Below are 26,798 nucleotides of genomic sequence, written 5' to 3' on the forward strand. Positions count from 1 at the left end.
GGGCGGACGGTCCGCGGTGGCTCCAGACGGTTCGGTGCTGCCGGCCGCTCGATGGGCGATGGGCGATGGGCCCCAGATCAGCATTCGGCCGGCGTAGCGGCGGTGATACTCAGATTCGGCCCGATGCCCAGCTTCTCCTTGATCTTCTTCTCGATCTCGTCGGCGAGGTCGGGGTGGTCCCTGAGGAAGTTGCGGGTGTTCTCCTTGCCCTGGCCGAGCTGATCGCCCTGGTAGGTGTACCAAGCGCCGGATTTCCGGACGAAGCCGTTCTCGACGCCCATGTCGATCAGGCCGCTCTCGCGGGAGATGCCGACCCCGTAGAGGATGTCGAACTCGGCCTGCCTGAACGGCGGGGCGACCTTGTTCTTGGCCACCTTGACGCGGGTGCGGTTGCCGAACGCCTCGGTGCCGTTCTTGAGGGTCTCGATCCGGCGGACGTCCAGGCGCACCGCGGCGTAGAACTTCAGCGCCCGGCCGCCGGGGGTGGTCTCCGGAAACGGCGTGCCGATCTTCTCACGGAGCTGGTTGACGAAGATCGCGGTGGTTCTCGACTGGCTCAGCGCACCGGTGATCTTCCGCAGCGCCTGGCTCATCAGCCTCGCCTGCAGGCCCACGTGGGAGTCGCCCATCTCACCCTCGATCTCCGCACGCGGCACCAGGGCGGCGACGGAGTCGATGACGATGAGGTCAAGGGCGGCGGAGCGGATGAGGGTGTCGGCGATCTGCAGGGCCTGCTCGCCGTCGTCGGGCTGGCAGATCAGCAGGGCGTCGGTGTCCACGCCCAGCCGCCTGGCGTACTCGATGTCCAGGCCGTACTCGGCGTCGATGAAAGCCACCGTGCCGCCGGCCCGCTGGGCGTTGGCCAGCGCGTGCAGGGCGATCGTGGTCTTGCCCGAGGACTCCGGGCCGTAGATCTCCACCACCCGCCCCCGGGGCAGCCCGCCGACGCCGAGAGCGAGGTCCAGGGCGATCGACCCGGTCGGGATCACCTCGGTCGGGGCCCTCGGGTCGTCGCCCAGGCGCATGATCGAGCCCTTGCCGAAGCGCTTTTCGATCTGGACGAGGGCGAGCTCGAGCGCCCCCTCGCGGTCATGTTCTCTCATGGGTCCACCTTGGGTGGGATGCTGTGCGTGTCATTGCCATGGCGGCGCGTCTTCGGGCCCCGGATCGGTGGTGGGACGCCCCCTCGCGATGCCTCCCGGGGAATGCCGGGGGCATCGCGAGGGGGCATCCGGGTATTCGGGATGGCAGCGGGTGCGGGGCAGACCGAGGGCCGTCTGCGGTGTCCAGGTCCTCAAGAGGTCCGTCGGTACCGAGATGATCATGTCGATCAGCCTTTGCGGTGCTCTGACGATCAGAAGGGATCCTCACCCTTCCCGGGGGCGTGCGGCCCGCCCTCGTCGTGCCGGGTGAACCGGTCGCCTGCGAGTGGTCTGGCGCCGGCGTGGGCGCGGGCAAGGACGCTCGCGCGCGGAGCCTCGGTGAGGCGCGCGGAGGCAAACCGCAGCGAGGGACCGATCTCGTCGACCTCACACTCGACCACGGTGCGGCGCTCGCCTTCCTTGGTCTCGTATGTTCGTTGGCGCAGTCGCCCCTGGACGATGACGCGCGCGCCGCGCGGCAGGGACTGGGCGACGTGCTCCGCCTCCTGCCGCCAGACCGAGCAGCGCAGGAACAGCGTCTCGCCGTCCCTCCACTCCCTGGTCTCCCGGTCGTAAACGCGGGACGTGGACGCGACGGTGAAGTGCGCGACCGCGACCCCGCTGGAGCTGAAGCGAAGCTCGGGGTCGTCGGTCAGGTTGCCGACGACAGTGATGACGGTTTCATCAGCCATGGGTTTCCTCTCGCGCGATGGGTGATTCCTCACTCATGCCTGTTCGAATTCGGCGGGCGGCCTGGAGCCAGGTCGGTGGTCATCACGTCTCGCCACCGTCGAGGGCGAGCAGTCGGCGCAGGTCGAGCCGGCCGCTGCGCCAGGCCCGGGTGACCTCCTCCGGCCCGCCGGGCAGCAGCCGGAGGCTGAATGACCGCGGTGCGGGGGCCGGCACCGCGGTCAGTCCCGGAATCACCTCGCCGGTGTGCGGGTCGGCGACCGGGTCGAGGGCGGCGAGGTGGGTGAGGAATTCCCGCTGCCAGCCGGGGCGCACCCGGACGAGCGTCTCCACCTCGCCGGGGTGGTTCGCGGCCACCCAGGCGATGAAGGCGTCCTCGTCGGCGACCATGACCACCGGTTGGGGGTCGATGAGCGTGATGGTGGCGATGGGCGTGTGGTCCGGCAGGGTCGCCCGGATCGACTTCAGGGCGAGCTCGGCGCGGGCCGCGCGCAACCCGTCGAGTATCGTGCGTCGCTCAGCCTCGTACGCGGCGTTCACGGTGTCGCGCAACACCCGGAGCACGGCGACCCGGGTGGCGCTGTCCTTGAGGTTCACACCGCCGCGTCCTTTTTCCTCTGCGCGGTCCCGCCCCTCGACGTGACGTCGTCGTCCTGGGTGATCCGGTTCCGTGCCGCGGTGCCGTGGCGCACGATCAGCTCACCGAGTGTGTGGGTCTCCCCGTCGTTGTCCAGGACGGCGGAACCGAGCAGGTTGTGCCGGCGAGCCTGCTCGTACAGGGCGCGCAGCTCGTCGGGGGTGGCGTCCGGGGCCGTGGCCGCCGTGACGTAGTCGGACACCGACGGGGTCGGCTCGCCGGCCTCGAGCCAGCTGGAGACGGCCTCGGCGAACTCCAGGCCCGGCTTGTGGAACACCACCCCGGACAGCGGCTTCGCCCGGGACTTGGAGATCACCAGGGTGTTCTCGTGGTCGAGGTCGCCGACGATGTCGAACTCGTACTCGATGCCCTCGCGCTGCTCGGGCTTGAGCCCGACCTTGCGTGGCACTTTGCGCCCGCGCTCGTCGGCCTCGACAACGTACTCGGTCTTGGTGCGCATGGTGACGATGAGGTGGCCGGGATAGGCGAGCAGAGCGTCGATCATCGCCCGCTCCTGGGGTCGGGCCTCCTTCCAGCCGGCGAAGCTGCCTCCCGCCCCGACGCGCTTGGCCGCGTCGTCGACCTGCTCCAGCATCCCGCCGGTGCCGGACCAGAAGTGGCTCAGAGAGTCGACGATCATGATGTCGTAGCCCTCGTGGGCGGCCACCGCGAGCACGTCGACGAGCGTCGTGGGCCGGAACGTCGTGAGCGGGAGGGTGTCGAAGGCAAACTCGTCGGCGTACTTGGCAGCGCTGCCGTGCTCGGTGTCGACGAGGGCGATCCGCCCGCCGAGTCCGGTGGCGGTGACCAGGGCGGTGTAGGTCTTACCCGATCCGGTGGGCCCGATGAGGGCGATGCGGGCCTTGGCCCGTTCCTTGGTCGCGGTGGTGAATGTGAAGTGGTTCACTCCGTGCTCCCCTGGCGTCTCGGACGGCGGTTCGGGATGGGCCTGGGAAGGGACGGAATACGGTCCTGCTCGGCAGGACGTGCACCCCCAACGGCCGTCGCCTTGTTCGAAAATTTATTCGAAATGCCTGAAACCTCACGCTAGGCATAGACGGAGCAGGGAATCAAACCCTTTTGCCGAAAGCTTGCCTGTTAGTAGCGGGACCTAGAATGAGCCGGTCTGCACTCAGGCCGCGGCCGGACACGTCCGGCCTTCGCGTTGCGACGGGGATCTGCCGGGTCCCGCCCGCGGGCGGCCTCGCGGGCTCGGCGGCCACTGGCAGTACAGGGCGGGCGCGGGTGAGATGTCGGTGTACCGGCCCTGCGCCATGTGCGGGATCGTGGAGCCTTGCGGTTGCACGACCTGCGCCACCGACCACACATCAGGCCCATGGTGTGCTCGTGCTCGACCATCCGTGAAGGCGACAGGGAGCAGAGAGTTGAAGCAGCCAGAGGACGAGCTCCTGGAGGAAGCCCTCGGCCGTGTCGCCGGACAGGGGCGCCTCGGCGCGAAGTTCACCGCCAGGTTTCTCAAAAACGACATCTGCGAGTTCGACCGCGAACTACCGCTGACGTTCGATCTCGCGCTGGAGCGCGTCCGCATGGTGCTCGCCGAGCTGGCCCGCGGCGCGAACCCAGCGCTTGTGAAAGCAGAAACGGACCGGGTGACGCTCCGCGTGCTCACCGGAGGCGGAGCCCTCAGCATGAACCCGGTGGTGGTCACCGTCGATGTGACTCGCAACGGCGCGCGGACCGCCGGCGTGCACGTGCGGGCGATCGCGAAGGAGGGACTGATCAAACAGCATGCGGGTCAGAAGACCGCCGAGCGCGTCGCGGTACTGCTGGGCGAGTAGTCCTCGCCCACGAGTCATGTCCGGGGCCACGCATCCCGTCTACTCGGGTGTGGGCGAGTAGTCCTCACCCACGAGCCATGTCCGTGACCACGCATCCCGTCTGCTCAGGTGAGGGAGGAGCCGTCCGGACCGGGGCCGCCCGCGTGCGGAGATGCGCCTACTCCGCCTGTCCCCCGTCAAGGGGTCCGGGGACGCAGAGGTGCAAGCTCGCCGGAATGGCTTCGAACGCCCCCGTCAGGCGCTGGATGAGTGCCTGACGTCCGCCGCGCCCGTCCCGGCGGACCCAGTCGCGGCCCGGGACTCGGCGCTGGGCGTCTGCCGGACCAGGACCGCGGTGGCGCGTTCGAGGAGTTCGCACAGCGAGTCGCGCTCGACCGGAGTGAAGGCGTCGGCGAGGGCGCGCTCGAGCACGATGACTTCTCGGTAAGCACCGTCCAGCACCCGCCGACCCTGTTCGGTCAACGAGGCGATGAGGACCTTGGCGTGCACGGGTGAGGCCTCGCGGACGATGAGTTCCTTGTTCTGCAGGCCGGTCAGGACGGAGGCCATGGTCTGCTGGGTGACACCACAGGAGCGGGCGAGTTGAGCACCGGACATGCCGTCCTCGCGCGACAGCGTCAGCAGCACGGTGTACTGCGTCATGGTGAGGCCGTAGCCGCGCAGGACGGCTTCATGGTGGGCCATCAGGGCCTGCTCGGTGCGACGGATGCGCGTGCAGAGGTATTCCTCGGCGGGGACCTCGATCATCAATCAACAGCTCCCTGTGTTGACTCAGATACCTGATACTCATATGGTCTCGATATCAGGATACTGATTCAACGCAGGGAGCTGTAATTATGAAGGCCGTGGTCTTCGACGCCGACGATCGGTTCACCCTCGCCGACATCGACGAGCCCGCCCCCGCTGGTGGGCAGGTCGCGATCCGCGTCGATTACGCCGGAATCCAGTACGGTGACGTGCTCGTCCGCAACGGCCACTTCCCGGTTCCGCGTCCCTTCGTGCCCGGGTTCGAGGCCTCCGGACACGTGATCGCGGTCGGCGAAGGCGTGGACGCGGGTCGCATCGGCCAACGCGTCACCGCACTGACCAGTGCCGGAGCATACGCCCAGGTAGTGGTGGCGCCCGACCTGCTCACCTTCGACTCCGCCGGAGTGGACCCTCGGACGGCGGCCGGGTTCGGCTGGGTCACCCCGACCGCCTACGACCTGATCAACACCGTGAGCCGGGTGCGCCCCGGTGAAAGCGTGCTCATCCACGCGGCGGCAGGGGGCGTCGGCACGCTCGCGGCCCAGTTCGCCAAGGCCGCCGGCGCCGCCCGGATCGTCGGAGTGGTCGGCGACACCGCCCAGGCCGAATACGCGACGCAGTTCGGCTACGACCTGCTGGTGCCACGCGAGGACTTTCCCGGCACTCTCGCGGATGAGCAGTTCGATGTCGTCCTCGATCCGATCGGCGGGCCGACCCGCCTGGCCAGCCTGGAGCGACTCGCACCGCACGGCCGCCTGGCGATCTACGGCAACATCGCCACCTTCGAACCCGTCGAGATCAACACCAACGACCTGCTCATGAACGGAAAGTCGGCCCTGACCTACAACAGCAACCTGCTCAGCCAGACCCACCCAGAACGGCTGGCCGACAGCGCCACCACGGCGCTGCGACTCCTCGCCGACCACACGGTCCGCGTGGACGTCACCGCCGAGTACGAGATGTCCGACCTCGACGCCGCCATCCAGCGGCTGGCCGAGGGAGGCACGCACGGCAAGAGCATCGTCCGCATCGCTTGAGACGCCTGGCCACAAGCAGGCCGTACCGCCCGCGGAGCCGGCGGGGTCAGTTGGGATTGCCCGCGTGGGTGAGGGTCTCCCAGCCGAGGAAGTGGCTGACTCCGGCCGGCCGGGTCTGCTCCACCAGCCGCTGGGTCCGCGTCATCCCGATGCCCATGCGGTTGTGGAGGGCGTTGAACCCGACCTCGAAGGTCGGGCCGAGGCCGAGGGTGACCTTGCCACCGCACAGCCACGACGGCACGGCCTCGCCGAGCTGTAGCCCGGCGTGCAGTCCCATCGCGTGCCGGAGGCGGTCCGCGCCCTCGGCGTACAGGTCAAGGCCCTGGATTCGTGCGGTCTCGGCGACGTGGGCCGCCGCGGCGAGACCCCATCCGGTGTGACCGAAGTCGCGGCAGGTCTCCTGCGCCAGGCCGTCGGCGAAGGTGGTCTGACCGTGCCAGTACTGGATGATCTCGGCTTCGGTGTCGTATTTTCCGCCCGGCGGCGGCTTGGGCAGGGCGCCGTCGGACTTGAGATAGATGTAGGCGGGCAGACGGCCGCGCCAGGTCGCCACGGCCCGGTCGAAGGAGGTGCGGTCGTCGAGGAAGACGGCGATGCCGATCGCCGCGTCGGTCATGATCAGCTCCCAGTTGCCGTTGCTGTTGGGGCGTCCGGCGACGACCGTCGGGAGATAGACCTTGCGCAGCGTGGTCGCCATGCGTCCGGCGTTGGACCAGCCGGAGTAGGTGTGCTTGACCAGCTCGGCCGCGCGGGAGAAACGACGCCCCCGACCATCCGCTCTGCAACGGCGCGTTGCTGCCGGTGTGGGTGGTGATCGTGGCCGACCAGGCGTCCATGATCTCGATGGCCTTCCTGGCGTACCGGGCGTCCTTGGTGACCGGTCATCAAACCGGCGCGTCAGATCATCCGTCAACCTTTTTAGGAAACTTTCCTAACTTTTAATCGTTCCAGTTCTCCGTCGAGCTCTCCGGATCGTTCCCGACCGCCGCCGGGACGGGCGCCGGCCAGGGCGCCCGTCCGCCGGGACTCAGCGCCTGAGCGCGTCGGGCAGCTTCTCCAACAACCCCTTGAGGTCGTCGGCGTGCTCCTCCTCCTGGGCGAGAAGGTCCTCGAAGACGCGCCTGGTGGTCACGTCCCCGTCGCCGAGCCACTGGACGATCTCGGTGTAGGAGGCGATCGCGATCCGCTCGGCGACCAGGTCTTCCTTGATCATCTCTACCAGGTCGAGGCTGGCGTCGTACTCAGCGTGCGAGCGGGTGGTGAGCGTGTCCGGGTTGAAGTCGGGTCGTCCGCCGAGCTGCACGATGCGCCGGGCGAGCCGGTCGGCGTGCTCCTGCTCCTCGGCGGCGTGCTCCAGGAACTCCGCGGCCACCGGCTCGGCGTAGATGCCGCTGGCGGTGTAATAGTGGCGCTTGTAGCGGAGCACGCAGACCAGCTCGGTGGCCAACGCCTCGTTGCACACCTGGATCACCCGCGGAAGGTCGGCACCGTATGCGGAGGTGATCGGCCCCTTGTCGATCTCCTGGCGGGCGCGGGCGCGGATTTCCTTTATGTCGGTGAGAAATTCAGCCATGCCTATCCCCTACCCCGAATCGCCGGTTCATCCAGCCCCGCGGTCCCTTGCCGGGAGATCTTTGGCGTGGCCCCGCCGCAAGGCATCCGACCAGGATGTTCACCGCGTCGGCCGGGCGGCGCGCGCTCGATGCCCGCTCGAAGCTGACCCGTCCGCGAGATGGCCGCCCTCACCCTGGAACCCGCGAGATGGCCGCTTTCGCCCTGGAACCCGCGAGACCAGCCGCCAACCATGGGCCAATTCCCTGCCAATCACATTGCAAGAGGGCTAAGGCCTAATAAGAGTGGATAAGGGAGGACAAGATGACCGCCAAAGGAATCGGCGTCGTCGGCGCCGGGATCTCCGGCCTCACGCTGGCGCTTCGCCTGCAACAGCTCGGCGTGGACGTGACCCTCTACGCCGAGAGCTCCGCCGACGAGATGAGGCAGGGCAGGCTGCCCAACACCGTCGCCCGGATGAGGGCCACCCGCGACCGCGAGCGGGCGCTGGGCAGCGAGCACTTCGCGCTGGCCGGCAGCCTGTCGGACACCGCGAAGATCTCGATCAAGGGCGAACCCCCGCTGGAGTTCACGGGCACGGTGAACGACCCGTTCCACGCGGTCGACTTCCGTCTCCTGATCCCCGCCCTCCTCGACGACTTCACCGACCGCGGTGGACGGCTGACGCTGGTGGCCGCCTCCCCCGGCGCGGCGGAGGTCGAGAAGTGGTCGGCGGGCCACGAGATGATCGTGGTGGCGGCCGGGCGACGTTCGGTGACCGAACTGTTCCCCCGCGACGAGGCCCGCTCCCCCTACGACCGCCCGCAGCGGTCGCTGCTGGCCGGCCTGTACACCGGCATCACTCCGGCGGGCTTCAGCTACAACGTCTCCCCGGGCTGCGGGGAGATCTTCCAGATGCCGATGTGGACGCGGGACGGCCTGGCCTCCGGAATGCTGATCGAGGCGATCCCCGGCGGTCCGCTGGAGCCCGTCACCCGGCTCTCCTACCTGGACGACCCGCGCGCCTTCACCCGGACGCTGGAGCAGGTGCTGGCAGAGCACGCCCCGCGGATCGCCGAGCGGATCGAGCACGGCTCATTCGGCCCGCTCGGTCCCGACGACCTCCTCCAGGGCGCGATCACCCCGGTGGTCCGTGAGCCGGTCGCGCGGCTTTCCACCGGGCGGGTCGCCCTCGCCGTGGGCGACGCGTGGATCACCAACGACCCGGTCACCGGCCAGGGGGCCAACCTCGGCTCGCACTGCGCCTGGGTGGCCGCCGAGGCCATCGCCGGGGGCGGGCCGTACGACGAGGACTTCCTCCGTTCCGTGACCGCCGAGATGTGGAAGGTCGCCGGAGCGGTCACCGAGTGGAGCAACGCCTTCCTCCAGCCGCCCGCCGAGCATGTCTTCGCGCTCTTCGCCCGCGCCGCCGTGGACGAGGGCATGGCGAACCTCTTCGTCAACCTGTTCAGCGACCCGGTCGCCGCCTGGGCCGTCTTCTCCGATCCCGCCCGGGTCGACGCCCTGCTGGCCGCCGGCCCGGAGCCCTCCCTGCCGGTGGCGTCATAGGACAACCCGCACCCGGCGCCGAAAAGCCACCGAAAGGTCATTATCGGGCAATTGGTTCACAAAGCCGCTCTCTGGGTAGCGACCTCCCCGACATGGGTACCGCGATGAAAGTGCCGCAGACACGGAGCATGAGCGGCGAGGAGCTCTCGGCCGACCACGCGTGGACGACGCTGCGCAAGTACGGCCGCTGGCACCTCATCCGTGACTCCGTCGCCCGATTCAGATACGGCGACGGAATGACCAACTCGCGGGCGCTGGCCTTGCAGATCTGCCTGTCCATCATCCCCGGCGCCATCGCCCTGGTCGGGCTGAGCTCGGTGCTCAACCAGAAACGCCTCGGCCAGGTGCTGGAGCTGGCCCTGAGCCGGATAGCGCCCGGGGCGGGGGTGGAGGCGGTCAGGGACGTGCTGGCCGACAGCCACCGGCAGGCGGGCCACGCCGGTGGCACGCTCGCCCTGTGGCTCGGACTGGTCACGGCGCTGGTCTCGCTGACCAGTGCCATGGCCCAGGTGGAGCGCGGGGCGAACCGCATCTACGGCGTGGAGCGCGACCGCCCGTTCCATCGCAAGTACGGCAGGGCCCTGCTGATGGCGGTCTCGGCGGGAGCCTTCATGACCGTGGGCTTCGTGGTGATGGTCGGCGGCGGGGCGATCGGACGGGCACTGGCCGACGTCTACGGCTGGAACGACGGCATGATGAGGGCGTTCACGCTGGTCCGCTGGCCGGTCGGGTTCCTGCTGGCCCTGCTGTCCGCCTCGGTGCTGTTTCGCGCCGCCCCCCGGCGCAGACAGCCGGGCCACACCTGGCTGGCGTTCGGCGCCCTGGCGTCACTCGTCCTCTGGACGGTCTTCACCCTGCTGCTGGCCCTCTACACCGAGCGCAGCGGCACCTTCGGCGCCACCTACGGCCCGCTCACCGCCGTCATGGCGTTGCTGCTGTGGTCGTTCCTCAGCTCCATGGCACTCTTCCTCGGGCTGGCCTTCGCCGCGCAGTTGGAGGCGTGCCGCGGCGGGAACGCGGGACCGGTCGGGCCGGACCCCGGGCCCACCCCCGAAGAGGAGCGGGAACCGCTGGTGGGAGCCGTCGGCACGGCCGCCGCCGAAACCGTGCGGGGACTGGCGCGGCTCTGGCGTGAATGATCGGCGCCAGGACCGCCGTCTTCGACGCACGGTCCGGCAGGCGGCATCCTATGGGGATGAACTACCGTGTATGCGTCGTGTGCCTGGGAAACATCTGCCGGTCCCCGATGGCCGAGGTCGTGCTGCGGAGAACACTCGCCGACCACGGACTGGGCGACGTCGTCACGGTCGACAGCGCGGGCACGGGTGGCTGGCATCAGGGTGACCCGATGGACGAGCGGGCCGCGGCGATGCTGGCCGACAACGGCTACGACGGCTCCTCGCACCGGGCCAGGCAGTTCCTGGCCGCCTGGTTCGAGCGGGTGGACCTGGTGCTGGCGATGGACGGGGAGAACCTGCGGGCCCTGCGCCGCCTGGCGCCGGCCGGCGCGGACGTGCGGCTGCTGCGCTCGTTCGACCCGGCCGCGCCGGCCGGCGCCGAGGTGCCCGACCCCTACTACGGTGACCGCGAGGGTTTCGCCGAGGTGTTGGAGATGGTCCAGGCCGCGGCCGAGGGACTGGCCAAGCACCTGTCGGAGCGGCTGCCGGGATGAGCTTGGCGATCCCGCCCGCCGCCGGCGCCGGCGGCGGGCGGGATCGCACGGTCCGTTCAGCCGTACAACGGTCAGCCGTTCAACGACTCAACCGTTCAGCTCAGCGGTTCAGTTCAGCGGTACAGCGGTCAGCCGTACAGCGGTCAGCCGTTCAGTAGCGACCACACGGCCTGCGGAGTCATCGGGGTGGCGGTGATCCGGCCGGCGATCTCGGGCAGCGCCGCGGCCACCGCGTTGCCGATGGCCGCGGGCGGGCCGATCGTGCCCGCCTCGCCGGCCCCCTTCATGCCGCCGGGTGTGATGGGGGAAGGGGTCTCCATCAGCACGACGCCGATCTCCGGGATCTCCCGCGTCGTCGGCAGGAGGTAGTCCGCCAGCGGCTGCCCGTCCGGAGAGTAGACGACCTCCTCGGTCAGAGCCATGCCGATCCCCTGCGCGATCCCGCCCCGCAGCTGGCCTTCGACGATCGCCGGGTTGACGAGCACGCCGGAGTCGCCGACCACCCAGTAACCCTCGACCTCGACCGCTCCGGTCTCCTCGTCGACGGCCACGGCCGCCGCGTGGGCGCCGTAGGCGTAGGTGTAGGCGCTGGGGTCGTGGGTGACCCGCTCCTCCAGGCCCGGTGACATGCCTTCGGGCAGGTCCCAGCCGCGCCAGGCCGAGGTGGCGATCTCCCGCAGGGTCCTGCGCGCCCCGGGGTCGCCCTTCACCCGCACGGCGTCGTCCGCGATCTCCAGGTCCTCCGGCGCCACCTCCAGCTGGTGGGCGGCGATGGCCACGATCCTGTCCCGCAGCAGGTCCGCGGCCCGGTTCAGCGCTCCGCCGCCGACCACGAGAGAACGACTCGCGATGGAGCCGATAGAGGAGTACGGCGTGGCGGAGGTGTCCCCGAGCACCACGTGGACCCGCTCCAGCGGCACGCCCACCCGGTCGGCGGCCAGTTGGGCGAGCGTGGTCTCGATGCCCTGTCCCATGCCCGCCACCCCGGCGTGCACGACGACCGAGGCGTCGAGGTCCATCCGCACGACCGCCGTCTCGAAGCCGCCGGCGGCCTGGCCGGCGGCCTTCATCCCCATGGACGGTCCCAGGCCGGTGGCCTCCACGTGGCAGGAGAACCCCACACCGCGCCTGCGCCCGTCTTGTGAGGGGCGGACGCGGACGAGCTCGCGCAGCGTGCGCAGGGCGGCGGGGTAGTCGCCCGAGTCGTAGGCCTGCCAGGTGCGGGTCGTGCAGGGCAGTTCCTCGGGACCGATCATGTTGCGCAGCCGCGTCTCGACGGGGTCGAGTCCCAGCCGCCGCGCCGCCTCGTCGATCAGCCGCTCCCTGGTCCAGGTCACCTCGGGCTGGCCGAATCCCCGATAGGAGCCGGTCGGCGTGGTGGTCGTGACGGCGGCGCGCACGCGTGCTCCCGCCCGGTCGAAACGGTACGGCCCGGGCAGCATGATGGCCGACACCGAGATCGGAGAGGTGCCGACGTTCGACGGGTGGGCGCCGAGATCGCCGAGGATGTCGCAGTGCAACGCGACGAAACGGCCGTCGGCGTCGAGCGCCAGCCGGCCCCGGTGCACGGCGTCACGGGCGGAGAGCGTGGCGGCGAGGTGGTCGGCGCGCGACTCGGTCCACGTCACGGGGCGGCCGAGGCGGATCGCGGCCAGGCAGACCAGCGCCTCGTCGGGGTAGAGGTGCTCCTTGGCGCCGAACCCTCCCCCGACGTCGCATCCGATGACGCGCACGCGATGGTGGGAGAGCCCGAGAGCCTCGGCGGCGTGGTCGCGCACGTGATGGGGGGCCTGGGTGGCGGCCCAGACCGTCAGCGTCTCCTCGGCGTAGGACGCCACGATCCCGCGTGGCTCGATGGGGCTGGGCGCCGCCCTGCCGAGCCGGAACGTCATGTCCACGACGTGGACCGCGCCCGCGATCGCCTCCTCGCAGTCGGTGTCCCCGATCTCGAAGTCGGTGACCAGGTTGGTGCCCCAGGCGGGATACAGCAGCGCGGCCTCGCTTCCGAGGGCCGCCTCCACTCCGATCACGGCGGGCAACTCGTCGAACGTGAAGCCGATCAGCCCGGCCGCGTCGTGAGCGGCCTGCGGGGTCAGCGCCACCACGACGGCGAGCGGCTGACCGGCATAGCGGATCGCCTCCTCCAGCACCCGGTAGGAGTTCTCCCGCTGTCCCGGGGCCAGGGACACGCATGGCAGCCGGACCGTGGCCGCGTCCTTGGCGGTGATGACGTCCAGCACCCCGTCGGCCGCGCGGGCGGCCTTGGCGTCGCACCGCGTCACCCGCCCGTGCGCCAGGGGGCTGCGGACGACCACCGCGTGCACCATACCGGGCAGGCGGACGTCGCCCACGAATCTCCCGCGTCCGGCCAGCAGCCGGGAGTCCTCGCGGCGGGGAGTCCGGGCGCCGACGTACGGATGACCATCGCTCATGGCCCTGATTGTGAGTGCCGCCACGCTCCGCGCCAAGAGCGCCGTGCCGTACGGCTGCGCGATCGGCAGACGGTTCCTCGCCGGTCTCCCGGCGATCCGTCAGCCGTTGTCAGGGAGTCCGTGCTTCGCGCGGGCGGCGACCCTGTCGGGAAGAAACCCGCCCGGCCACGGGCTCTGCACCGGAGACAGGGACGCCGGGGCCGAGATGCGGGGAGCGCGGCTCGTCCGGCGCTCATCCGGGCAGGGCGACCACCATCTTGCCGGTGTTGTCGCCCCGCAGCAGCCCGAGGAAGGCCTCGACGTTGTTCTCGATGCCCTCGACGAGGGTCTCGTGGTAGCGCAACCGGCCCTCGGCGACCCAGCCGCCGACCTCCTCGGCGAACTGCTGCTGCAGATCGCGGTGGTCGTTGACGAGCAGGCCGCGCAGGGTGAGGCGCTTGCCGATGACCAGCGCGAGGTTGCGCGGGGCCGGCGTGGGCTCGGTCGCGTTGTACTGCGCGATCATCCCGCAGATGGCGGCGCGGCCGTGGAGGTTGAGGGAGGAGATCGCGGCCTCCAGGTGGTCGCCGCCGACGTTGTCGAAGTAGACGTCGATGCCGTCGGGCGCGGCCTGGGCGAGCTGCTCGGCCACCGGGCCGTTGCGGTAGTTGAAGGCGGCGTCGAAGCCGTACTCCTCCAGCAGGAGCCTGACCTTCTCATCGGAGCCGGCGCTGCCGATGACCCGCGAGGCGCCCTTGAGCTTGGCGATCTGGCCGACCTGGCTGCCGACCGCGCCGGCCGCGCCGGAGACGAAGACGGTCTCGCCTTCCTTGAACTCCGCGACGCGCAGCAGACCGGCGTACGCCGTCAGGCCCGGCATGCCGAGCACGCCGAGGTAGGCGCTCAGCGGCGCCCGCTCCGGGTCGACCTTCACCGCATGCCTGCTCTCCACCAGCGCGTACTCGCGCCAGCCGAGCCCGTGCAGGACATGGTCGCCGACGGCGAGGCCACCGGCCTCCGGCGCGTCACCGGTGGCGACGACCACGCCGACCGCACCGCCGTCCATGGGGTGGTCGAGCCGGAACGGCGGCACGTAGGACTTCACGTCGTTCATCCGGCCCCGCATGTACGGGTCGACCGACAGGCGAAGGTTGCGCACCAGGATCTGGCCGGATCGGGGCTCGGCCGGCTCGACCTCGCGCAGGGCGAAATCCTCGGCCGTGGGCACGCCGACGGGACGCCTGACCAGGTGCCATTCGCGGCTGGTGACGGGCGTGGTGGTCATGGGCCGTTGTCTCCTTCCGCCGCGCCGGAGCGCGGCGACGTCGGTTCCCGGGCCCGGACGGTGACGGGTGGAGTCCCGTGCGGACGTGACCGCGCCCAGAGCAGCGGACCTGCGAAGCCCCCAGGGGCCGGCTCGCGACGGTGCCGTCACGCTTGGAACGGGACCGGGAAATGCTTGAGATAGTCAAACAATTAGGCTCATGAAACCCTCGATCCTTGATGATGTCAAATAATTGGTAGGCTGGCGGCATGCCAGAGATCGCCTCGCCGACCGCCGGTGACCTGCTGGAACCGTTGGCACGCGTGGTTCGCAGCTACTACGACGCCCTCACCGCCGTCGCCGCGAGCCATGGCCTGAGCAGTGCGCAGGCCCGCGCGCTCATCGCGCTGCGCGAGCCGCTGTCGATGAGCGCCCTCGCCGACCACCTCGTGTGCGACGCCTCCAACGCCACCGGGCTCATCGCCCGCATGGAGGCCCGCGGCCTGGTCCGGCGCTCCCCCTCCGCCGAGGACCGCCGCAGCAAGGTGGTCACCGCCACCGCCGAGGGAAGGGAGCTGGCCCTGCGTCTCCGCTCCGCGATGCGCACCGTCCACGCAGCGCTGGAAGGCCTGACCCCCGCCGAGCGCACCGCCCTGCTCCCCCTGCTGGAGCGCCTGGGCGACCTGCTCTCCCGCTGACGTCCTCAGTAGGGCGATCTCCTCACACCTTCTACGTATTGCCGGACGACCTCGGCCGGGCTGTTCTCGCATGGGGCGATCCAGGACAGGGCTTCGCAATGGGAGCGCGGGGAGAAACGTGCGGGCTCCGGCATGGCTCAACCCCATGGATGAGCTGATCGCGTTCCTCCGCGCCCACTGGGACGAGGAGGAAGCTGACGCCCGCCTCGGTCTGCCCGCGGAGGGCGGCGACGATGCCGAGGGGGCAGCCCAGCCTCGGTACACCATCCCGACACTCTGAATGTGCGGAACGGCCTGGCGCGATAGCGGGAGATGCGGCGGGCGCATTCGTGGAGCCCTGCTCGCCACCTGACGGATGGTGTCAAAACGCTGGGGCGAACTCCTCAGAAGGCAAAGGGTCACTGATCAGAGGCTGTCGGACCCGTTGGCCGGTTTCCGTAAGCCATAACACGTTTCGGCGAAAAATATCAGCATGCCTGTATTACAGCAGCATGCCCGTATTGCATGTGTGTGTGATGCAGGAGAGTATACGACTGTCAGCAGATCGATCTTGAGGTCGACGGGAGGGGTTGACCGGTGGTCCTTGCTAATGACGATATTCTCAGAGGGAAAAGGGCGCTTGGCTTCGATTACGACGATGCGTCCGGCAAGGAAGGCTTTCGTGTTCTGGTGGAATTTCTGCGGGCCAGGTTCGCCACCTATCAAGAGCGCCCACAGGTTCCCAACCTCAATTTCATGCGTGTTGACATCAGGCTGCCGGGCGGGAAATCCATCCAGCTGTACTTCAAGAAGGAAGACCTCTATCTCGTCGGATGGACGATCAACGATGCTCCCGCCGAATACATAGGGGTCGGCCCAAATGACACACCCCGCCCCCAGTTGGTGACCCGGATCAACACGAGCCAGGTCATCGACATTCGATACGGCGAACTCGTGAAGGAGGTGAAGCTGAGCCGGGAGCAAATGCAAAGTTCACTGCAGCAGCTCTACGACCATCTGCACAACCGGAAAGGCGGGGACGCGCAAAAGCCGAAGAATCTCCAGAGAGACTTCGACGTGATCGTCAGAATGACTTCGGAGATGGCCCGGTTCGGCGCTTACTGCGACTCCTTCCGGCGCGCCTGGGTTTCTCCCTGGAATCAGTCGAAGCGGCGCACCGTAGGCACATGCGAGATCGGCTGCTTCAACGATGTGGTCGCTAAATGGGACAAGTTCTCCAGGAAGGCGAACAACGGCGGGGACACGTTGAAATGGCCCGGCACGGCAGAGGACGTGACTACGAAGCAGGCCGTGGCCGCCATCGGCGACGGAGTGAAACTCGGCGACAACATCAGCTCATCGAACACCGATCCGAGAGGCGGGCAGTGAGTCGTGGAGGGACGAGAATCCGGCGGAGACAACAGCGCGGATCTTGATGCTCTGCGCGCGCACGTCCTTGGTCTGGGTGATCGGCCGATGCTGAGCGCCGCGGACGCCGCATTGCCCGAACGGTTGCGCGACATGCTTGGCACGTTCCCGAACGGCGTCTGTCAAGGGGCGTCCGGTTCGGGGCAGCCGCAGTTGGATGCGGGGCGTACGACGTTGTCGCTGTCGCTGACGTGCGTGTCCTTCGCCTGGCCTGCCGGTGCGAGCGCGACCGTCGCGGCGACGGGTGTGACGGTGACGGTGACGAGCCGGGGCGCGGTCACTCTCACCCTCGGTGGAACCTTCGACAAGGTCGAGGTGACCTCGACGGTGACCACAGCCGGATCCGCGCAGTTGACCGCTGCCGTGCGGCCGACCCGGCCGGGAGCTTTCGCCACCGCGCTGGAGGACTTGGGTGAGCGTTTCGGCGGGGACGTGTGGCAGAGCGCGCAGGAGGGGCTGCGCGAGTTCGGATTCGATCTCGGGGACATCGCCGGTTTCGACTACCGCCTGGCGAAGGGACAGCAAGCCGTCTACACGGTGACGTCCGTGGCGGTGGTGGCCGACCTGGACATCAAGACCCTGCCTCTCCAGGTCGCCGTGTGGCTTCCCGATCTGCGTGTCACCGGTCGGGTGCGCGGAGACAAGCCGCTCGGTGTCGGGTCATTGCTGGAGTCGTTCGGCATACCTGCGGGTGAGTTGCCCTCCGAGCTGTCCGTCAGCGACCTGTCGTTCGCCGCCGCACTCGGGGACGCCTACATCCTGCGGATGAAGGTCACCGGCCTGTGGCGGATCGAGCACTTCGCGATCACTTCTTTGTCGGTGAACCTGTCGTACGACGAGGGCGAGTTCGTCGCCACCGTCGCGGGCACCGCGAAGATCGGCTCCCTCGGCATCGATGTCCTTGCGGCCATGAGCGGCGGCGCGACGGGAGGCTGGACCTTCCAGGGCGGCCTCGCGGCCGGTGAGGACCTCGGCGTGGCAGAGGTGATCACGGCGCTGGGCTTGACGGATGTGCCCGAGCCGGTCAAGAGCCTGGAACTGACCGGGTTGTGGTTCTCCCACACCACCGGCTCCGGCGGCGGCTACGAGGCCCTGTTCCAGGGCGACATGACGATCGCGGACGGGATCCGTGCCTCGCTCGGTGTGACGGCCACCCGGGATGATTCAGGGACGCGATACACCGGAACGCTGGAGGTCGACGGCTTCGAATTCGATGTCGTCTTCGACAAGGACGGGTCGGGCATCGAGGTGTTCGCCGCCACCTTCCACGGTCCCGACGGGGGTATCGAGATCGTGCTGCGCGACTGGGTGGCGCACCTGTCGGCCGACTTGGCGGCGGATGTTCCCGACAGTCTGCGGATCGGGCTGAAGGACGCCAAGTTCGTCCGGGTGAAGCCCGCGAAGGGCCCGGCACGGTTCTGCTTGGGTGTCGACCTGTCGGCGGACATCGACCTTTCCCAGCTTCCCCTGGTGGGCGGGTTCCTGTCGTCGGTGGGGACGTTGAGCGTGCAGAACCTGCAGGTCCTCTACAGCTCCGGTGACATCGCCCCCGAGGCGGTCGGTGTGGTCAACGGGCTGTTGCGCGGGGTGGTGCCGCTGCCGGCGGCCGGGCTGAAGACGGGCGTGGCGGCCCTGGCGGAGCTGCGAATCGGAAGCGAGACCACACCGGTCGCCCTCGGTGTGCCGGCTGCGGGAGCTCCCGCCTCTCCAGGGGGCGGGCAGCCCAACACCCCCGCCGTCCCGGACCGTGGCAGCCCCACTGCGCAGGACTCGCCGTCCGGGACGTCCGGCGCGCAGGCCTCCACCGTCCAGTGGATATCGGTGCAGAAGAAGCTCGGTGTCGTCCAGATCAACCGGGTGGGCGTGATGTACCAGCACAACGTGCTGTTCTTCGCGCTGGACGTCTCGGTTGCTTTGGGGCCGCTGTCCCTGTCGCTGGACGGGCTGGCGGTGGGATCGCCGTTGGACAGGTTCGAGCCGACGTTCAACCTGGACGGTCTCGGCATCGGCTACAGCGCTGCTCCGGTGGAGATCGCCGGTGCCCTGCTGCATCTGCCCGCCAGCCGGCTCGCCCCCGATGTGGCGTTCCAGTACGACGGCGCGGCGACGATCGCCCTGCCGAACTTCTCGCTGGCGGCTGTCGGCTCCTATGCGCAGTTGGACAGTGGCGAGCCCTCGCTGTTCGTGTTCGCCCAGCTGGAGGGGCCGCTGTTGGAGCTGCCGCCGATCCTGATCACCGGGCTGATGGCCGGGTTCGGCTTCAACCGGGAGCTGGCCCTGCCCTCCGCCGCGGAGGTGACCGGCTTCCCGCTGCTGGTGTTGAACAAGCAGGGGCCGGAGGCGGACCAGGGCGATCCTTCGCAGGTGCTGAAGGTGCTGGAGGGGCAGCAACCGGCCGTCCGCGGGGGCCGGGCGCGGCAGTGGATCGCCCCGCGGCAGGGCTCGTACTGGCTGGCTTTGGGGGTGGAGTTCAGCGCGGCCGAGGTGGTGAACGCCAAGGTGTTGCTGGCCGCGGAGTTCGGTCAGGAACTGGCGCTGGCCGTGCTGGGGATCGCGACTCTGCAGCTGCCGCTGCCCGCCGAGTCCCCCCGCACCTACGTCTATGCCGAGCTGGGCCTGGAAGCCGTCATCCGGCCTGCCCACGGCAGCGTCGAGGTGGCCGCTCAGCTGTCGCCGGCCTCGTATGTGCTGACGCCCGCCTGCCACCTCACCGGAGGGTTCGCCTGCGCGATGTGGTTCGGGCCGAGCCCGAACGCCGGGCAGTTCGTGGTCACCCTCGGCGGCTACCATCCGGCGTTCCAGCCGCCCGCCTCCTACCCGCGGGTGCCGCGGCTGGGCATCGACTGGGCGGTCAGCAGCAACGTGTCGGTCAAGGCGCAGGGGTATCTGGCGGTGACGCCGTCGTGCGCGATGGCGGGCGGACGGCTCGAGGTCGTCTTCCACACGGGTGGCTTCCGGGCGTGGTTCACCGCTCAGGCGGACCTGCTGCTGTCATGGCGGCCGTTCCACTTCACCGCGAGCATCTCGGTGAGCATCGGCGCCTCCTACCAGGTCGACGTCTGGTTCGTGCACAAGACCATCCAGGTGTCGGTCGGTGCCGAGCTGGAGTTGTGGGGGCCACCGACCGGCGGGTCGGTCACCGCGCACTTCGCGTGCTTCTCCAAGACGATCAGCTTCGGCCCCGGGCGCTCGGTGGCCGGGACCAGGACACTGCAATGGCCGGAGTTCGCCGGCATGCTGCCGAAACCGGAGGACGTCGTCACCATCGCGCCGGTCAGCGGCCTGGACAAGAGCGTCGACGATGCCCGCCACGGCGGCAAGGTGTGGCTGGTCCGCGCCCGTGACCTGCGCTTGTTCACCCAGGCCGCCATCCCGGCCAGCCATCTGCGAACAGGGAAGGCGCCGCTGTCCGCGCCGCAGGCCGGTGATGGGCCCCTCGTCGATGTGCGCCCGATGAAACGCGGCGGCCTGGTCGGTGAGCATCGCCTGAAGCTGTACTACCAGAACGCGCTCGCGCCGACCGAGGGCTGGACGCTGACGCCCCGCACCCGGAACCTGCCCGCGTCGCTGTGGGGCGCCCCGCAGTCGGACCAGTCACCCAGCGCCGAGGTGGTCCCCGACCGGCCGGTCGGGTTCGACGTCCAGGCACCGCGACCGTCGCTGGCCCCCTCGCGCGGGGTCTTCCCGCTCAGCGAGTACAGCGAGGACGAGCTGCCGCCGGGCCTGTCGCCGCTGCCCCAGCACCCAGCCGCCAATCACGACTTCGTCTCCGCCGCCGACCCGTCGTGCGTGGACCTCATCGGCCGTGCCGACCGCGGGGACGCCAAGGACGGCCGCGACCAGGTGTACGCGGCCCTGGCTGAGGCCAAACTGTTCACCGGCTCCAATGACACCCTGGCCGGCCTGGCGCAAGGCGCCGGCCACCTGTTCAGCCAGGCACCCATGACCCAGGACGCAGGGAGCCGGACGTGAGCCCGAGCCCGCAGCACCCCGCCCGCGACACGATCCCCCTCGGCGACATCGAGCTGCACGACGACTACCTGCCCGCCCTGCCCGCGGGTGACTACCGCGTCGAGGTCACCCACGCCCTGCGGACCGGCCAGGACGACAACGCCCCCGTCGTCGGCGACACCTTCACCGCCGCCCAGAACTTCACCGTCCGCGGCCCACAGGTCGCGATCGACGCGGGCGCGGTGGTCGCCAGGCAGCCGCCGGACGCCTCCAGCGGCCGCTTCGCCGAGGTGCTGCCCCACGTGGTGCTCGGCGATCCCATGCTGCCGTGGGAACGCGCGATGGAGGGCGCCCCGCCCGGCACCCCGTGGCTGGCGCTGCTGGTGCTGACCGACGACCAGCTCGTCGGCGGCACGGACGCCCCGACCCGTACGATCTCCGGCACGGTCGGCGAGTTCCGGGCTTCCGACGCGGCCGTGCTCAAACCCGAGCTGAAGGTGGAAGCCGACATCGGCGACGCCGATCCCTGCACCTACATCCAGGTCGCCGCCGAAGAGTTCCATGCGGTGGCGCCCCGTCTGGACGAGTTGCGGTTCCTGGCGCACTGCCGGGGCGCCAACACCGGAGACCGGCCCATCCTCGGCCTCCAGGAGGACGGGCTGTTCGCCGTCGTCGTGGCGGGCCGTTTCCCGGCCGACGCCCCGCCCGGCTCCACCATCGCGACCAAGAACATCGTGCACCTGGTCTCCCTGGAGGGCCACGAGAAGATCCTCGTGGACGACCCGAACTTCCAGGGCCGTACGTCGGTGGCGCTGCTGTCGGTTGCCAGTTGGTCGTTCTGGGCCTACCCCGACCTGCAGGCCGACTTCGCCGATCTGGCCGAAGGGCTCACCCGCACCCCGGACGGCGTTCAGGCCGGCCGCGAGCAGATGTGGCTGCGGCTGGCCTCCCCCTACTCCGACAGCGACGCCACCCCGGCCCCCCAGCGGCAGGTGGCGCGGCGGCTCGGCGACGGGTACGTGCCGCTGCCGTACCTGACCCGCTCGGGCGAGTCCACCTACGGCTGGTACCGGGGCCCGCTCACCCCCGTCATGCCTGTGGCCACCGCCCGGGCGGCGCAGGCCACCACCGCCGACGCGCTCCTCGGCTACGACCCGGCCTGGGGCGGCTTCGATGTGTCGCTGGCCACCGCGTTCGAGACCGGCCGGGCGCTCGCCGTGGCCGATACCGCCTTCGGCCAGCACCTGCTCGCGTTCAAACACGCCGCCCGGCACCTGGTCGACACCCTCTACCACCAGGCCACCAGCAACCACCTGCCGCCAGACGGCGACGGGCCGCGGACCGCGCGGACCGCGTTCGGCGCACTCCTCGACGGCGACCTGCTCACCGCCCTCGGCACCCCACCGGGCAGACCCGACACCCCGTGGTCACCGCCCGCGCCGGCCGCACCACCGGCCGACCCGGCCCAGGCGCTGGAGGACTTCCTGCGGTCCGACCCCACCCGGGCCACTCTGACCAGGGCACTGGCCGACGGCGACGGACTCGCTGAACACTTCGCCCCCATCGCGCAGTGGCTCGGGCGGCTCATGTTGCTCTACCCCGTGCCGTTCACCCATCTGGTGCCCGACGAGCGGCTGCTGCCGAAAGAGTCGCTGCGTTTCTTCCACCTCGACCCGAGCTGGCTGGACGCGCTGGTCTCCGGCGCTTTGAGCGTCGGTGCCCAGTCCAGCCGCGACACCCTCCAGGACCGGTTCGTGGCCGCCACCGTCCGGGCTGCGGCGGCACGGGTGGCGGCCGCACACCGCGACACGCTCCGCGGCACCGCACCCAACGACCCGGACCCCGATGGTGCCGCACCCGGCGACCCCGGCCCCGCCACTGATGAAACCGGGGACGCCGGGCAGACCGGGGACGGTTTCGGCAGCACCGCCCGGCCCGTCTCCGGCCTGCTGCTGCGCTCGGCGCTGGTCTCCGGCTGGCCGAACCTGGCCGTCCGCGCCGTCGACCCGAGCGGTACGCCGCTGCCGATGTTGCGCATGGACCACCTGGCACCCACCGTGCTGCTGTGCCTGTTCGACGGCCTGCCCGCGATGGTCGAACTGCGCGAACCCCAAGAAGGCTTCCGGTTCGGCGTCGAGGACCACGGCGTGATCTTCCTGCGAAGCATGCTGCCGCCAACCACGCCTGCGGGCCTGCGGCTCGGCGAGCAGATCGGCACCCACGTGACCTTCCCCGTCCTGGACCATCTGAGGACGGGCACCAGCGGCCGGGTCCTGGACATCGGCTCGCTCATCCCCGCGCTCCAGGCCGCCCTGGAAACCGCACACGGCACCACCGTCGGCCCGATCGGCCCCGCCGACCTGGCCATGCAGATGGTCAAAGTCCCCGAAGCCATCCACTTCACCGGCCCGGACGGAGACCGCCGATGACCACCCGCCCCACCCTCCTCGTCCCCGTCGGCCTGGACGCCCTCGTGGTCAACACCGCCTTGCAAGGCCGCGACGGCTTCCGTACCTGGCAGCACAACTACCAGGCGCTGGACGACTACATGAGCCCCGAGCCGGACGAAGGCGACCGGCAGAGCAACGACCAAGCCCACAACCACACCGGCGTGCACCTGCACTGGACCGTGCCCCGGGGCCTCCGCCACGGCGTCCAAGACCCACAGACCGGGCAGGTCCGATATCCGCTGGTGCCCAACCGGTGGCTGGTGACCCGTTTCAGTGGTACTACCACCCGGCCGGCCAAGGCATGGGTGATCGAAAGCGACTGCCCCTACAGCGACCACGCCTACGACGAGGGCCACCCCTACGACCGCTCCAGCCCGTACCTGGTCTCCGACGCCACCCTGCGCGCATGGCAGGCCAGCCCCGACCCCTACCGCAACACCATGACGACCGACGTCCCCCAGGTCCTCATCGGGCTCGCCTTCCCGCTCACCGACACCGCCGCCCCGTGGACGGAACGAGCCGCAGACGTCCCCCTGTTCGTCACCGCCATGTCCACCGGCGACCCGTACTTCACCACCTACACCCCGCACAACAGCAACGTCTTCTCCTTCCTCGACGACCTGTCCGACGTCACCTCCGCCGACACGCTCGGATACCAGGTCATCGGCTGGTACTCCAACCCCGGCGCCGACATCCTCGCCACCCTCCCGGCGGGCACCTCCTACGCCGACCACCTCGCCCACCTCGGCTGGCAGGACCACCGCCTCACCGGCACGCCCGGGCAGGACAGCGCGATCACGCCCGCCACCCGCAGTCTGTACTGCGGCACGGCCCTGACCGTCTCCTGGGACCCGAACGCCACCTCGGCACCCGCCCCCGACCCCCTGGACACCATCCAGGACAGCGGCGCACTCAACGTCGCCATCGGCAACTCCACCGAAGACGCCTTCACCGCGCTCGCCGGCCGCACCCTGCACGCCGGCGGCGCAGCCCCCTCCGGCGCCGACCTGCAACTGCTGCGCACCTTCCTGCACAACGTCCTCGACATCGCCGACGAGAAAGGCGGCGACGCCCGGGTACGCCGCCACATCCACGACGCCTCGTTCGGCGCCTCGGCTGGAGGCCACCACTGGACCGTGACGCCGCCTCCCGCCGACACCCCGGACCCCGGCGCCACGGCTGCCGAAGACACAGCGTCGTCCTCCTTCACCCCTCCCGCCTGGCTGGCCGTCCTCAACGACGACCAGCGCCGGCTCGACACCCAACTCGGTGAGCTGTACACCCTGCAGTGGCGGCTGAACGCCCTGTGGCTGAAGTACGGCCTGGCCGACGCGGTGTCCCCGCGTCCCGGCGACGCGCCGGACCCCGACCGGATGCGGCAGGAATTGGACCCCGACCGGGAAGGCTCACTCGCTCACACGGTGCGCACCATGACCGCCCAGGTGCGGGAGCTGGCCGCGAAGGTCCCCCAGCCCGACCACACCCGTCCCTACGAGGGCGACCACGACGCGTTCCTCGCCGGGATCAGCGCCTTCGCCGAAGCTCGCGGGCTCACCGGGGGCGCCACCCTCAAGGCCGTCCCCAATGCCCCGTACTGGCACGCAGGCGACCCAGTGGTCAGCCTGTCCGGCATCCTGCCACCGGCCGACACCACCGTTCCCGATGAACCGCTACCCGTACGGCTGCTCACCGGCGACGGCCCCTCGCCCCTGGTCAGCGCCATCACGGTCGCGGACACCACGATCACCGGCAGCGGTCGGACCCGCACCATCCCGGGTCTGGACGTACTCCCGCCCGAGATCCCCGCCCTGCTCGCGGAGTACTTCCTGCTGGATCCGGGCAACGCGCCCGCGCTGGCCGCCGCCACAGGCCTGCCGACCGGCGAGATCAGCGCCGTCATCGCCGCCCACCGCCCCTCCGACTACACCGGCACCCTGCCCGCGCTGGGCCTGGAGCCCTGGACGCAGCCCTGGGAACCGCTGTTCATGGAGTGGAAGGTCGCCTACCGCCACATCCCCTACGCGGCGGGCACCCGGCGCTGCTGGATCTTCGACGGCACCGACTACCGCCACACGCCCGGCGCGGCCATACCCGTGGACCAGGTCACCATCACCGGTATCTCCGGCCTCGGCCCGCACCCGCGCTCCCTGTTCGCCGCCCGGCTGAAAGAGTTCATCGCCCACCACGGCACCGAGGCCCAGCGCACACAATGCGACGCCTGGCTGACGGCGATCGGCGACTGGGCCTTCCTCGCCCAGGAACTCACCGGCTTCAACCAGCGGCTGGCCGCCCGCGACATGCGTGCCTTCCGCCGCCCCACCACCGACGACACCGACCACCCGCACATCGCCGACCTGGCCGGCTACTCCGACGCCGCCACCGACGACGGCCTGCCCGCCCGTTACCGGGGCCACGTCACCAGCGCCCCGTACCTGCCCGGAGGCGCCGACGCACCCTTCCACGAGATGCGGCAAGGGCAGATCCACATCGAAGAGCTCTTCCTCTACGACAAGTTCGGCCGCGTCCTCGACGTCGTCAGCCCCGACACCGAAAGCGGCGGACTACACGACTACCGCAACTTCCCCCTTATCGTCGACACGGCTCTGGCCGCCGAGACGTCGCTCACCCCCACGATCGCAGCCGTCGTCCAACTGCCGCCACGCCCTCTCCAGCCCGCGCGACTCGACTTCGAGCTCCTCGACGGATCACACGGCACCCGCATCGTCCGCACCGCGGCCGACCCGAGCCCCATCGGCGGCTGGATCCTTCCCAACCACCTCGACCACAGCCTGCTGCTGTACGACCCCGCGGGCCGCCTGCTCGGCACCTACCGCCTGCTCACCGGCTCCCAAGGGCAGCGCACCGGCCAATGGGAGCCGCCGCCCGACGGCACCCTCACCACCTTGGACCAGCTCGAGGCACTCGCCCCCCTGGTCGCGGGGCTGGTCCGCTCTCCCAACCTCGCCACGCAAGCCAACTTCACCGCCTTCCTCGACGTCATCGACGCCACCCTGTGGACCGCCGACCCGCTCGGCCAGCGCGCCGACCAGAACCTGTCCCTCCTCATCGGACGTCCCCTGGCCCTCGTCCCCGCACAGCTGCGGCTGACCCTCCAAGGACCGCCCCTGGGCGACACCGGCTGGGCCGCCACCCTCGACCCGCCACCGGCTGTGTTCACCGCCTCCCGGTTCGCGGTCCGCCTCGGCGACCAAGCCGCCCGTGACGACGGCCTCATCGGCTACTTCACCGCCGACGGCGCAACCGGCTACCGGTTCGACAGGTTCCACAGCGTCACCGCGCCCGACGACGGGCAGGACTACGCCACACAGATCGGCCCCCTCGGCCCCGCCACCCCGCAGGACACCGACTACCTCCAATTGACCTTCGACGACCCCGCCCCCACCCGGCTGCTCCTGCTCCTGGACCCGCGCGCCGCCGTCCACGCCACCAGCGGCATCGCCCCCACCGCCACTGCCGCCGTCCCACCCCGGCACGTCGACGACGCGCTACGGCATCTGCAGGTCGTCTTCCGCTTCGGCCCCGTCCTGACCACCGAACACGCCCAAGCCCTCACCTTCCCCCGGCCAGGCGAGAAACACGGCACCTGGTCATGGCTGCGCCCCGCAACCGGGCAGGCCCCCTGGACACCGTACGAACTGACCCCGGCACTGCCCGACGCTCAGTTCCCCGACAGCCCCGCCACCCTCGAAGACGGCCGGCTCCGCCTGCTCACCGAACCGGAGCAGGAGCAGTAGCCCGCACCCCGGCTCCGC

At 70.1% G+C, this 26,798-nt stretch carries 20 protein-coding genes; 11 read left to right on the forward strand and 9 right to left on the reverse strand.

Features of this window, described 5'->3' with window-relative positions:
• Positions 1-77 precede the first annotated feature (77 nt).
• The 4 genes from recA to ACQPYK_RS29955 form a co-directional block, all read right to left on the reverse strand.
• Positions 78-1,103, reverse strand: coding sequence for a recombinase RecA (gene recA, locus ACQPYK_RS29940; protein ID WP_433237963.1), 1,026 nt, complete (start codon positions 1,101-1,103; stop codon positions 78-80).
• A gap of 251 nt (positions 1,104-1,354) precedes the next feature.
• Positions 1,355-1,834 carry a single-stranded DNA-binding protein gene (locus ACQPYK_RS29945; protein WP_433237966.1) on the reverse strand — a complete coding sequence of 160 codons (480 nt, stop codon included), beginning with the start codon at positions 1,832-1,834 and terminating at the stop codon, positions 1,355-1,357.
• 82 nt (positions 1,835-1,916) lie between these two features.
• On the reverse strand, positions 1,917-2,429 hold the full coding sequence (locus ACQPYK_RS29950) for a hypothetical protein (protein ID WP_433237969.1): 513 nt from the start codon (positions 2,427-2,429) through the stop codon (positions 1,917-1,919).
• Entirely contained in the window at positions 2,426-3,376 is a 951-nt protein-coding gene (locus tag ACQPYK_RS29955) for an ATP-binding protein (RefSeq protein WP_433237972.1), read from the reverse strand. The genes ACQPYK_RS29950 and ACQPYK_RS29955 overlap by 4 nt, the downstream gene beginning before the upstream one ends.
• 478 nt (positions 3,377-3,854) lie before the next feature.
• On the opposite strand from ACQPYK_RS29955, the gene ACQPYK_RS29960 reads away from it, so the two are divergent.
• Complete coding sequence (locus tag ACQPYK_RS29960; RefSeq protein ID WP_433237975.1) at positions 3,855-4,268, forward strand: hypothetical protein; 414 nt, start codon at positions 3,855-3,857, stop codon at positions 4,266-4,268.
• Between the two features lie 234 nt (positions 4,269-4,502).
• Here ACQPYK_RS29960 and ACQPYK_RS29965 read toward each other — a convergent pair whose 3' ends face one another.
• Positions 4,503-5,015: a MarR family winged helix-turn-helix transcriptional regulator gene (locus ACQPYK_RS29965; RefSeq protein WP_433237978.1), complete on the reverse strand. Its 513-nt coding sequence runs from the start codon at positions 5,013-5,015 to the stop codon at positions 4,503-4,505.
• Between the two features lie 89 nt (positions 5,016-5,104).
• Here ACQPYK_RS29965 and ACQPYK_RS29970 point away from each other — a divergent pair, with 89 nt between their 5' ends.
• Positions 5,105-6,052: a quinone oxidoreductase family protein gene (locus ACQPYK_RS29970; RefSeq protein ID WP_433237981.1), complete on the forward strand. Its 948-nt coding sequence runs from the start codon at positions 5,105-5,107 to the stop codon at positions 6,050-6,052.
• Between the two features lie 46 nt (positions 6,053-6,098).
• Here the strand turns inward: ACQPYK_RS29970 and ACQPYK_RS29975 are convergent, their stop codons facing one another.
• Together ACQPYK_RS29975 and ACQPYK_RS29980 are read right to left on the reverse strand one after the other, a co-directional pair.
• Positions 6,099-6,749 (reverse strand): hypothetical protein, encoded by a 651-nt coding sequence (locus ACQPYK_RS29975; RefSeq protein ID WP_433237983.1) that lies wholly within the window; start codon positions 6,747-6,749, stop codon positions 6,099-6,101.
• A gap of 330 nt (positions 6,750-7,079) precedes the next feature.
• Complete coding sequence (locus ACQPYK_RS29980) at positions 7,080-7,625, reverse strand: ferritin-like domain-containing protein (RefSeq protein ID WP_433237986.1); 546 nt, start codon at positions 7,623-7,625, stop codon at positions 7,080-7,082.
• A 302-nt stretch (positions 7,626-7,927) separates the two neighbouring features.
• Here ACQPYK_RS29980 and ACQPYK_RS29985 point away from each other — a divergent pair, with 302 nt between their 5' ends.
• From ACQPYK_RS29985 to ACQPYK_RS29995, 3 genes are all read left to right on the forward strand, one after another.
• Positions 7,928-9,172, forward strand: coding sequence for a styrene monooxygenase/indole monooxygenase family protein (locus tag ACQPYK_RS29985; RefSeq protein WP_433237989.1), 1,245 nt, complete (start codon positions 7,928-7,930; stop codon positions 9,170-9,172).
• Positions 9,173-9,300: 128 nt separating this feature from the next.
• Positions 9,301-10,311, forward strand: a complete 1,011-nt coding sequence (locus ACQPYK_RS29990; RefSeq protein ID WP_433237992.1) for a YihY/virulence factor BrkB family protein — start codon at positions 9,301-9,303, stop codon at positions 10,309-10,311.
• A gap of 56 nt (positions 10,312-10,367) precedes the next feature.
• Positions 10,368-10,844, forward strand: a complete 477-nt coding sequence (locus ACQPYK_RS29995) for a low molecular weight protein-tyrosine-phosphatase (RefSeq protein WP_433237995.1) — start codon at positions 10,368-10,370, stop codon at positions 10,842-10,844.
• A 143-nt stretch (positions 10,845-10,987) separates the two neighbouring features.
• Here ACQPYK_RS29995 and ACQPYK_RS30000 read toward each other — a convergent pair whose 3' ends face one another.
• Together ACQPYK_RS30000 and ACQPYK_RS30005 are read right to left on the reverse strand one after the other, a co-directional pair.
• On the reverse strand, positions 10,988-13,276 hold the full coding sequence (locus ACQPYK_RS30000) for a xanthine dehydrogenase family protein molybdopterin-binding subunit (protein ID WP_433237998.1): 2,289 nt from the start codon (positions 13,274-13,276) through the stop codon (positions 10,988-10,990).
• Between the two features lie 232 nt (positions 13,277-13,508).
• Positions 13,509-14,540 (reverse strand): NADP-dependent oxidoreductase, encoded by a 1,032-nt coding sequence (locus tag ACQPYK_RS30005; RefSeq protein ID WP_433238001.1) that lies wholly within the window; start codon positions 14,538-14,540, stop codon positions 13,509-13,511.
• A gap of 248 nt (positions 14,541-14,788) precedes the next feature.
• Here ACQPYK_RS30005 and ACQPYK_RS30010 point away from each other — a divergent pair, with 248 nt between their 5' ends.
• From ACQPYK_RS30010 to ACQPYK_RS30035, 6 genes are all read left to right on the forward strand, one after another.
• Positions 14,789-15,217 (forward strand): MarR family winged helix-turn-helix transcriptional regulator, encoded by a 429-nt coding sequence (locus tag ACQPYK_RS30010; protein ID WP_433238004.1) that lies wholly within the window; start codon positions 14,789-14,791, stop codon positions 15,215-15,217.
• 145 nt (positions 15,218-15,362) lie between these two features.
• Complete coding sequence (locus ACQPYK_RS30015; protein WP_433238007.1) at positions 15,363-15,497, forward strand: hypothetical protein; 135 nt, start codon at positions 15,363-15,365, stop codon at positions 15,495-15,497.
• Positions 15,498-15,793: 296 nt separating this feature from the next.
• Positions 15,794-16,585, forward strand: coding sequence for a ribosome-inactivating family protein (locus ACQPYK_RS30020; protein ID WP_433238010.1), 792 nt, complete (start codon positions 15,794-15,796; stop codon positions 16,583-16,585).
• 87 nt (positions 16,586-16,672) lie between these two features.
• The gene (locus ACQPYK_RS30025; RefSeq protein ID WP_433238013.1) at positions 16,673-20,596 is read left to right on the forward strand and encodes a DUF6603 domain-containing protein; all 3,924 of its coding nucleotides are present in this window, start codon (positions 16,673-16,675) and stop codon (positions 20,594-20,596) included.
• Positions 20,593-23,004 (forward strand): hypothetical protein, encoded by a 2,412-nt coding sequence (locus ACQPYK_RS30030; RefSeq protein ID WP_433238016.1) that lies wholly within the window; start codon positions 20,593-20,595, stop codon positions 23,002-23,004. The genes ACQPYK_RS30025 and ACQPYK_RS30030 overlap by 4 nt, the downstream gene beginning before the upstream one ends.
• On the forward strand, positions 23,001-26,780 hold the full coding sequence (locus ACQPYK_RS30035; protein ID WP_433238019.1) for a hypothetical protein: 3,780 nt from the start codon (positions 23,001-23,003) through the stop codon (positions 26,778-26,780). Before ACQPYK_RS30030 ends, ACQPYK_RS30035 begins: the two co-directional genes overlap by 4 nt.
• Positions 26,781-26,798: the final 18 nt, after the last annotated feature.

It is taken from the genome of Streptosporangium sp. CA-135522 (assembly GCF_050949235.1).
Lineage (GTDB): Bacteria > Actinomycetota > Actinomycetes > Streptosporangiales > Streptosporangiaceae > Streptosporangium.